Source organism: Ramlibacter sp. (assembly GCF_028292805.1).
GTDB lineage: Bacteria > Pseudomonadota > Gammaproteobacteria > Burkholderiales > Burkholderiaceae_C > Ramlibacter.
The window spans coordinates 1-9,068 of sequence record NZ_JAQGLS010000025.1 but is presented as its reverse complement, the minus strand read 5'-3'; the positions used below and the strand labels follow the sequence as shown (position 1 = coordinate 9,068).

The 9,068-nt window shown below is 67.6% G+C and carries 9 protein-coding genes; 2 read left to right on the top strand and 7 right to left on the bottom strand.

Features of this window, described 5'->3' with window-relative positions; translation table 11 throughout:
- The 5 genes from cysW to JWP65_RS01300 all read right to left on the bottom strand — a co-directional run.
- A partial coding sequence (cysW, locus tag JWP65_RS01320) for a sulfate ABC transporter permease subunit CysW (protein WP_299759604.1) occupies positions 1-723 on the bottom strand: 723 nt, incomplete at its 3' end.
- Complete coding sequence (cysT, locus tag JWP65_RS01315; protein WP_299759602.1) at positions 720-1,601, bottom strand: sulfate ABC transporter permease subunit CysT; 882 nt, start codon at positions 1,599-1,601, stop codon at positions 720-722. The genes cysW and cysT, both read right to left, overlap by 4 nt.
- A 4-nt stretch (positions 1,602-1,605) precedes the next feature.
- Complete coding sequence (locus JWP65_RS01310) at positions 1,606-2,595, bottom strand: sulfate ABC transporter substrate-binding protein (RefSeq protein WP_299759600.1); 990 nt, start codon at positions 2,593-2,595, stop codon at positions 1,606-1,608.
- Between the two features lie 34 nt (positions 2,596-2,629).
- Positions 2,630-3,271, bottom strand: coding sequence for a peroxiredoxin (locus JWP65_RS01305; RefSeq protein WP_299759598.1), 642 nt, complete (start codon positions 3,269-3,271; stop codon positions 2,630-2,632).
- Positions 3,272-3,373: 102 nt separating this feature from the next.
- Positions 3,374-4,132 carry an IclR family transcriptional regulator C-terminal domain-containing protein gene (locus tag JWP65_RS01300; protein ID WP_299759596.1) on the bottom strand — a complete coding sequence of 253 codons (759 nt, stop codon included), beginning with the start codon at positions 4,130-4,132 and terminating at the stop codon, positions 3,374-3,376.
- Between the two features lie 118 nt (positions 4,133-4,250).
- Between JWP65_RS01300 and pobA the strand changes: the two genes are divergently transcribed.
- Positions 4,251-5,426 (top strand): 4-hydroxybenzoate 3-monooxygenase, encoded by a 1,176-nt coding sequence (gene pobA / locus JWP65_RS01295; protein WP_299759594.1) that lies wholly within the window; start codon positions 4,251-4,253, stop codon positions 5,424-5,426.
- Positions 5,427-5,457: 31 nt separating this feature from the next.
- Here the strand turns inward: pobA and JWP65_RS01290 are convergent, their stop codons facing one another.
- Positions 5,458-6,432 carry a tripartite tricarboxylate transporter substrate-binding protein gene (locus JWP65_RS01290; RefSeq protein WP_299759592.1) on the bottom strand — a complete coding sequence of 325 codons (975 nt, stop codon included), beginning with the start codon at positions 6,430-6,432 and terminating at the stop codon, positions 5,458-5,460.
- 151 nt (positions 6,433-6,583) lie between these two features.
- On the opposite strand from JWP65_RS01290, the gene JWP65_RS01285 reads away from it, so the two are divergent.
- Positions 6,584-7,474, top strand: coding sequence for a CoA transferase (locus JWP65_RS01285; protein ID WP_299759590.1), 891 nt, complete (start codon positions 6,584-6,586; stop codon positions 7,472-7,474).
- A 39-nt stretch (positions 7,475-7,513) separates the two neighbouring features.
- Here the strand turns inward: JWP65_RS01285 and JWP65_RS01280 are convergent.
- On the bottom strand, positions 7,514-9,068 hold a 1,555-nt coding region (locus JWP65_RS01280; RefSeq protein ID WP_299759588.1), incomplete at its 5' end, for a YgiQ family radical SAM protein.

Genomic DNA, 9,068 nt, shown 5'->3' with positions numbered 1-9,068 from the left:
GATCTCGACATGCAGCGGCAGGGTATTAGTCTGTCCGCGAATATGGCCCGAGACCACCGACACCGCACCGAACTCGCCCATGGCGCGTGCATTGCACAGGATCACGCCATAGATCAGGCCCCACTTGATGTTGGGCAGTGTCACGTGCCAGAACGTCTGCCAGCCGCTGGCGCCCAGCACGATCGCGGCCTGCTCTTCGTCGGTGCCCTGCGCCTGCATCAGCGGGATCAGCTCGCGCGCGATGAAGGGAAAGGTGACGAAGATCGTCGCCAGCACGATGCCCGGCACGGCGAACACGACCTTGATGTCGTGCGCCTGCAGCCAGGGGCCGAACCAGCCCTGCGCGCCGAACACCAGCACGTAGATCAGGCCGGCGACCACCGGGGAAACCGAGAACGGCAGGTCGATCAGCGTGGTCAGGAAGGCCTTGCCGCGGAACTCGTACTTGGCGATGCACCAGGCGGCGGCCACGCCGAACACCAGGTTCAGCGGCACGGCAACGGCGGCGGTGATCAGCGTCAGCCGGATCGCAGCCCAGGCGTCGGGCTCCTTCAGCGCTTCGAGGTAGGCGTCCAGGCCCTTGCGCAGCGCCTCGGTGAAGACGGCGGCCAGCGGCAGCACCAGGAACAGCAGCACGAACGCCAGCGCGATGCCGATCAGGGTGTTGCGCACCCACGGCGCTTCGGTGGTGCTGATGCGGCGACGGGACAGGTCGGTGCTCATGCGCCGCTCCTCCTGCGTTGCCACGCCTGCAGCCCGTTGATCACCAGCAGGATCACGAACGAGAACAGCAGCATCACCAGGGCGACCGCGGTGGCGCCGGCGTAGTCGTACTGCTCCAGCTTGCTGATGATGATCAGCGGGGTGATTTCGGAAACCATGGGCATGTTGCCGGCGATGAAGATGACGGAGCCGTACTCGCCGATCGCGCGGGCAAAGGCCATCGCAAAACCGGTCAGCAGCGCCGGCAGGATCGACGGCAGGATGACGCGCGTGAAGGTCTGCAGGCGGGTCGCGCCCAGGCACATGGCGGCCTCCTCGAGTTCCTTTTCGGCTTCTTCCAGCACCGGCTGCACCGTGCGCACCACGAACGGCAGGCCCACGAAGATCAGCGCGATCACCACGCCGTTCGGGTTGAAGGCCAGCTGGATGCCCATGGGTTCGAGGTACTGGCCGATCCAGCCGTTGCCGGCCAGCAGCGCCGTCAGCGAGATGCCGGCCACGGCCGTGGGTAGCGCGAACGGCAGGTCCACCAGCGCGTCGACGATGCGCTTGCCGGGAAAGCGGTAGCGCACCAGCACCCAGGCCAGGAGCAGGCCGAACACCACGTTCACCGTTGCCGCGATGGCCGAGGCGCCGAAGGTCAGGCGGTAGGACGCGAGAACCCGGGGCGACGTGACCGCGACCCAGAACTGGTCCCAGGTCATGGCGAAGGTCCGGAAGAACAGCGCCGACAGCGGGATCAGGACGATCAGGCTCAGGTACACCAGGGTGTAGCCGAGCGTCAGGTTGAACCCGGGCAGCACCTTGCGGTTGGCTGCGCGGGACGAAGAAGGCGCCGCTGCCGTTGCCGGCAGCGGCGCCGCGAGGCTGCCGCTCATCTGGTCATTTCACCGTGTAGATCTTGTCGAACTGGCCGCCGTCGTTGAAGTGCACCTTCTGCGCTTGCGACAGCGAGCCGAAGTACTTGGCCACCGGGAACAGCTTGACCGGCTTGAAGGTCGACGCGTATTTCTTCAGCACCGCCTCGTCGCGCGGGCGGATGTTGTGCCTGGCGGCGATCTCCTGGCCTTCCGGGGTGTACAGGAAGTCCAGGTAGGCCTTGGCCAAGTCGCCGGTGCCCTTCTTGGCCACGGTGCGCTCGACGATCGCCACCGGGTTCTCGGCGATGACGCTGGTCGACGGGTACACCACGTCGACCTTGCCGGCGCCGAACTCGCGGTTGACGGATTCGACTTCCGATTCGAACGTGATCAGCACGTCGCCGATGTTGCGTTGCAGGAAGGCGGTGGTCGCGTCGCGGCCGCCACGGGCCAGCACCGGCACATTCTTGTACAGCTTGGCGACGAACTCCGCCGCCTGGGCGTCGGTGCCGCCGGCTTCGCGCACCGAGCCCCAGGCCGCCAGGTAGGCGTAGCGGCCGTTGCCGCCGGTCTTGGGGTTCACCACCACGACCTTGACGTCCGGCTTGACCAGGTCGGCCCAGTCCTTGATGCCTTTGGGGTTGCCGTTGCGCGTGAGGAACAGCATGGTGGAGGTGGTGGGCGCCGCGTTGTTCGGAAAGCGCTTGGCCCAGTCCTTGGCGACGACGCCCTTCTCGGCCAGGAACTCGACGTCGGTGGTGGTGTTCATGGTCACCACGTCGGCTTCCAGGCCGTCGGCGACGGCGCGGGCCTGGGCGCTGGAGCCGCCATGGGCCTGTTCGACCTTCACGTCCTTGCCGGCGGTCTTCTTGTACCAGGGAACGAAGGCGGCGTTGACGTCCTTGTAGAACTCCCGGGCCACGTCGTACGAAACGTTCAGCAGGGTCTGCTGGGCGGAGGCGATGCCGCTGGAGGCCAGCGCGATGGAGGCGAGGAGAAGCTTGAGTTTCACGGCAAAAAACGAGGCCCTGCGGCCTCGACCTTCTTTATTTATTGGGTTGTGGAGTCAGGCGCAGGTAGGGCTTGACGGCCTTGAAGCCTTTGGGGAAGCGCGCGGCCAGTTCGGTGGGATCCTGCAGGCTGGGCAGGATCACCACGTCGTCGCCGTCCTTCCAGTCGGCCGGCGTGGCGACCTTGTGGCTGTCGGTCAGCTGCAACGAGTCGATGACGCGCAGGATCTCGTTGAAGTTGCGGCCGGTGGACGCCGGATAGGTCAGCGTGGCGCGGATCGCGTGCCTGGGGTCGATGACGAACACGCTGCGCACGGTGGCGTTGACCAGCGAGTTCGGGTGGATCATGTCGTACAGCGTGGCGACCTTCTTGTCCGCATCCGCCAGAATCGGGAAGTTCACCGTGGTGTTCTGGGTCTCGTTGATGTCCTTGACCCAGGAGCGGTGCGACTCCACCGGATCCACGCTGACGGCGATCGGCTTGACGCCGCGCTTGGCAAATTCGCCGCCCAGCGCCGCGGTCCTGCCCAGTTCGGTGGTGCAGACGGGGGTGAAATCGGCCGGGTGGGAAAACAGCACGACCCACGAATCGCCGGCCCACTCGTGGAAACGGATGGTGCCTTCCGTGGAGTCCTGGGTGAAATCGGGGGCGGTGTCGCCCAGACGCAAAGTGCTCATGTACATCCCTTTCTATAAGGAGACCCTCGATTGTGAGGATGCAGTTATAAAAGGCAACGACTCCTTTGTTGGTTGCTTATGACGAATCGGTTGTAAGCACCTCTACAACAAAGGTCGCAACTCCCGCGCCGCCTCCAGCAGCAGGGCCAGCAGATCTTTCGCCAGCGCCTCAGGCGCAAGCCGTTGGGGGCCCGCCACCACGTTCAGCGCCGCCACCGTGCGCCCTGCCATGTCCCGCAATGGAACTGCCAGCGCATGGACACCCAGCTCATGCTCCTCGCTGGCGACGCAGAAATCCTGCTGCCGCACCTGGTCGACCACTGCCCGGAACTGGCGCGGATCGACCAGGGTGCGGGTGGTCAGGCGTGGCAGCTCCCTTCCCTTGAGCCAGGCGCCGAACTCGCGCCTGGGCTTGGCCGCCAGCAGCACCCTGCCCGTCGACGTCGCGTGCGCCGGCAGCCGCGCGCCCAGGTGCAGGCCGTAGGCCAGCAGCCGGGCCGAGCCGCTACGGGCGATGATCACCACCTGCTCGCCGTCGAGCACCACGGCCGAGAACGACTCGCCGGTTTGCGCCGCCAGCCGGTTCAGCGTCGGCTGGATCACCCGCGGCAGCCGGGCCGAGGCGAGGTAGCTGCCGGAAAAGCGCAGCACCTTGGGCGCCAGCCAGAAATGGCTGCCGTCGGTTTCCAGGTAGCCCAGGTGCGCCAGGGTCAGCAGGTGGCGCCGCGCCGCCGCCCGCGTCAGGCCGGCGCGCTGCGCCGCCTGCGTCGCGTTCAGGCGTTGGCGTTCGGTGTCGAAGCTCTCCAGCACGGCCAGGCCCTTGGCCATGCCGGCGATGAAGTCGGCTTGCGCGATCGTCATGGATCCTTCTCGCTGCGCGATGATCGCGCAAGGCCGGCGATGATCGCACAAGCACGGCGCCCGGCGCTGGCCGCCCCGGCTGCTTGCTCTTAAGCTGGCGGACACCAGGAGACACCCCATGCGCACCCAAGTCGCCATCATCGGCGCAGGCCCGGCCGGCTTGCTGCTCGGCCAGCTGCTGCACCAGGCCGGCGTTGCCAACGTCATCCTCGAGCGCTCCAGCGCCGACTACGTGCTCGGGCGCATCCGCGCCGGCGTGCTGGAGCAGATCACCGTGGACCTGATGGAGCAATGCGGCGTCGGCCAGCGCATGCGGCAGGAGGGACTGGCGCACGACGGCATCGAGCTGCTATTCAAGGGCGAGCGCCATCGGATCGACTTCGCGGGCCTGACCGGCGGCAAGACCGTGATGGTGTACGGGCAGACCGAGGTCACGCGCGACCTGATGGCCGCGCGCGCGGCGGCCGGCCTGACTACCATCTACGAAGTGGGCGACAGCGTGACCCTGCACGGCTTCGACGGCACGGCGCCCGCCGTGCGCTACCGCAAGGACGGGCAGGAGCAGGAGCTGCAGTGCGACTTCATCGCCGGCTGCGACGGCTACCACGGGGCCAGCCGGGCGAGCGTGCCGAAAGGCGCGGTCCGCGAGTACGAGAAGGTCTATCCGTTCGGCTGGCTCGGGCTGCTGGCGGACGTGCCGCCGGTGTTCCACGAACTGATCTACGCCAACACCGAGCGCGGCTTCGCCCTGTGCTCGATGCGCAGCCCCACCCGCAGCCGCTACTACGTGCAGGTGCCGCTGGAAGAAAAGGTGGAAAACTGGTCGGACGAGGCGTTCTGGAACGAGCTGCGCTCGCGGCTGGATCCGGCGGCCCGCGACCAGCTGGTGACCGGACCGTCGATCGAAAAGAGCATCGCCCCGCTGCGCAGCTTTGTGGCCGAACCGATGCGGTTCGGGCGCCTGTTCCTGGCCGGCGACGCCGCCCACATCGTGCCGCCCACCGGCGCCAAGGGCCTGAACCTGGCGGCATCGGACGTGAAGTACCTGTCGGATGCGTTCATCGAGCATTACCGCGAGCGCAGCGCCGCCGGCCTGGACCACTACTCCGACCGCGCGCTGCGGCGGGTCTGGAAGGCCGAGCGTTTTTCCTGGTGGTTCACCTCGCTGATGCACAAGTTCCCGGGCGAAGGCGAGATCGCGCAGAAGCTGCAGGAGGCGGAGCTGGATTACCTGGTGAGCTCGCGCGCGGCGTCCACGGCCCTGGCGGAGAACTACGTCGGGTTGCCGCTCTGAATGACAAAGGGCGCCGTGGCGCCCTTTGTTGTCAGTCGGCGAACTTCCCGCCGGCCTTGATCACCGGGCCCCACTTGTCGATCTCGGCCTTCAGCCACGACTGCAGGCCTTCCGGCGACAGCTGCTTGTCCGCCGAGATCTCGGCGCCCAGGTCGGCCATGCGCTTCATCACGTCCGGGTCCTTCAGCGCGGTGCGCACCGCGGCGTTCATCTTCTCGATCACCCCCTTGGGCGTGCCCTTGGGCGCGTAGATGCCGTGCCACACGATCACCTCGAAGTCCTTGAGCCCCTGCTCGTGCAGCGTGGGCGCATCGGGCAGCGCCTTGATGCGGTTCTTCGTGGTCACGCCGAAGAACTTCACGTTGCCGGCCTTGATCTGCGGAATGGTCTGCGTGGTCTGGTCGCACAGGATGTCGACCTGGCCGCCCAGCAGCGCGTTCATGGCCGGCGCGGTGCCCTGGAACGGCACTGCGGTCAGCTTCACGCCCATCGCGTTCTCCAGCATCATCCCGCACAGCTGCGAGACCGCGCCCAGGCCCGCATTGGCCAGGTTGATCTTGTCGGCGTTGGCCTTCACGTAGGCCACCAGTTCCTGCAGGTTCTTGGCCGGAAAGTCCTTGCGGGCCAGCAGCGTCATCGGCACGTCCACCGCCATGCTCACGTACTCGAAGTCCTTGAGCGGATCGAAGGCCAGCTTGCGGTACAGCGCCGGCGCCGTCGCCATGCCGTTGTGGTGGATGAAGAAGGTGTAGCCGTCCGGCGCGGCCTTGGCCACGTAGTTGGCGGCCACGGTGCCACCGGCGCCGAGCTTGTTTTCGACCACGACGGTCTGGCCGAGCGACTTGCTCATGGCCGCGCCCAGCGTGCGGGCCACGACGTCGGTCGGGCCGCCGGCCGCGAACGGAACCACCAGCGTGATCGGCTTGGATGGCCAGGCGCCCTGAGCCTGGGCGACTGCCGCCATGGCCAGGCCCAGCATGGCGAGCAACGTGCGCTTGAATTGCATTGCAAATCTCCTGTTCATTGAAGTGAATGAGCCGGCACCGGGTGCTGCGGCCGCCGCGAGAGCGTAACGGCGCCAGCGGCGACCGGCATCGGTATGTACCCCACTGCGCGGCTGCGGGTCGTGCAGCGAGCCTCTGCTAGGCTTGCGCCGCATGAGCCGCACCTTCCGACCTTTGCACGGCCTTCACATTCTCAGCCTGGCGCTCAACCTGCCGGGCCCGGCCGCCTTGATGCGCTGCCAGGCGATGGGCGCCACCTGCGTCAAGCTCGAGCCGCCCGATGGCGACCCGATGCATCACTACGCGCCGGCCGCCTACGTGCAGTTGCATGCGGGCGTGAAGGTGCTGGCGGCCGATCTGAAGTCCACGCCCGGCCAGCAGCTGCTCCAGCGCGAGCTGGCCAAGGCTGATGTCTTGCTGACGTCGTTCCGGCCGTCGGCGCTGCGCAAGCTCGGCCTGGCCTGGAAAGAACTGCACGCCCGCCACCCGGCCTTGAGCCAGGTGGCCATCGTCGGCGCGCCCGGCGCCGGTGCCGAAGAACCGGGCCACGACCTGACCTACCTGGCGGCCCGCGGCCTGGTCAGCGGGCTGGATCTGCCCGCCACGCTGTATGCGGACATGGGCGGATCGCTGATGGCGGCGGAGGCGGTGCTGCAGGCGGCGCTGCGCAAGCACGAACGCTACGCGGGCACCGGCGAGACACATCCCGAAGGCGTGTACCTGGAAGTCGCATTGGCCGAGGCAGCCGGCTACATCGCCTTGCCGCGCGAGTGGGGCCTGACCGCCAAGACCGGCGCCGTCGGCGGCGCGCACGCCGGCTACCGGGTCTACCCGTGCAAGGACGGACGGGTGGCGCTGGCGGCGCTGGAGCCGCACTTCGCCGCGACGCTGTGGGCGCTGGCGGGGCTGGAGGCGGCGGGGCTGGAGGCGATGGCCGCGCCGGTGACGCATGCGGCGGTGGCTGCGTTCTGCGCGAGCCGCACGCGCGACGAACTGGAGGCGCTGGCGGTGCAGCGCGATCTGCCGCTGCACACGATGGCGTGAAATCGCTGGGGTGCCCTTGGGTTGCCCCAGCCCGCCGCTTCAGCGGCCCTTGCGCGCCGGCGCCTTCGCGCTGCCCGTCACGCGCGGCGGCAAGCCCGTGTGCTGCGTCAACACCTGCCCGGCGCGCGGCTGCGCCGGCGACGAATTCTTGCGCCGGGCGCTGGTGTAGCCGCCGTCGCTGAGCGGCTGCCAGGTCGGGATCAGGTGGTGCTTGCCATTGCCGATCAGGTCGGCGCGGCCCATCGTCTTGAGCGCCTCGCGCAGCAGCGGCCAGTTGTTGGCGTCGTGGTAGCGCAGAAAGGCCTTGTGCAGCCGCCGGCGCCGCTCGCCCCGCACGATGTCCACGCCTTCGCTGTCGCGCGTGACCCGGCGCAAGGGGTTCTTGCCCGAGTGGTACATGGTGGTGGCCGTGGCCATCGGGCTCGGGTAGAAGGTCTGCACCTGGTCGGCGCGAAAGCCATTGCGCTTGAGCCAGATCGCCAGGTTCATCATGTCTTCGTCACTGGTGCCCGGGTGGGCGGCAATGAAGTACGGCACCAGGTACTGCTTCTTGCCGGCCTCCAGCGAGTACTGGTCGAACATGGTCTTGAAGCGGTCATAGCTGCCGATGCCCGGCTTCATCATCTTGGTCAGCGGGCCCTGCTCGGTATGCTCGGGCGCGATCTTCAGGTAGCCGCCCACGTGGTGCTGCACCAGCTCCTTGACGTACTCGGGCGACTGCACGGCCAGGTCGTAGCGCAGACCGGAGCCGATCAGGATCTTCTTGATGCCCTTGAGCTCGCGCGCGCGGCGGTAGATCTTGATCAGCGGCCCGTGGTCGGTGTTCAAGTTGGAGCAGATGCCCGGGTAGACGCAGCTGGGCTTGCGGCAGGCCGACTCGATCTCCGGGCTCTTGCAGCCGATGCGGTACATGTTGGCCGTTGGGCCGCCCAGGTCGGAGATGACGCCGGTGAAGCCGGCGACCTTGTCGCGGATGTCCTCGACCTCCTGGATGATCGATTCCTCGCTGCGGCTCTGGATGATGCGGCCCTCGTGCTCGGTGATCGAGCAGAAGGTGCAGCCGCCAAAGCAGCCGCGCATGATGTTCACCGAAAAGCGGATCATCTCCCAGGCCGGGATCTTGGTGGCACCGTCGTGGCCACCCTTCTCGTCGGCGTAGGCCGGATGCGGCGAGCGTGCGTACGGCAGGCCGAACACGTAGTCCATCTCGGCGGTGGTCAGCGGAATCGGCGGCGGCGTCAGCCAGACGTCGCGCTCGCCGTGCGCCTGCACCAGCGCGCGGGCGTTGCCAGGGTTGGTCTCCAGGTGCAGCACGCGGTTGGCGTGGGCGTAGAGGACCGGGTCCGACTTGACCTGCTCGTAGGAGGGCAGGCGGATGACGGTGCGGTCGCGTGGTGGGGGACGTGTTCTTGCCCCCTCCCCCTCTGTGGGAGGGTTGGGGTGGGGGCGAGATGCGCCACGAAGGTTCGGATTGGGAACGAAGTTGAGGACCTGGGTCGTTCCCCCACCCCCACCCTCCCCCAGATGGGTAGGGAGTGAAGACCCGTCACTCCCGCCCGGGAGCGAAGACTCGGCCTCCCGCGCACAACTCTCA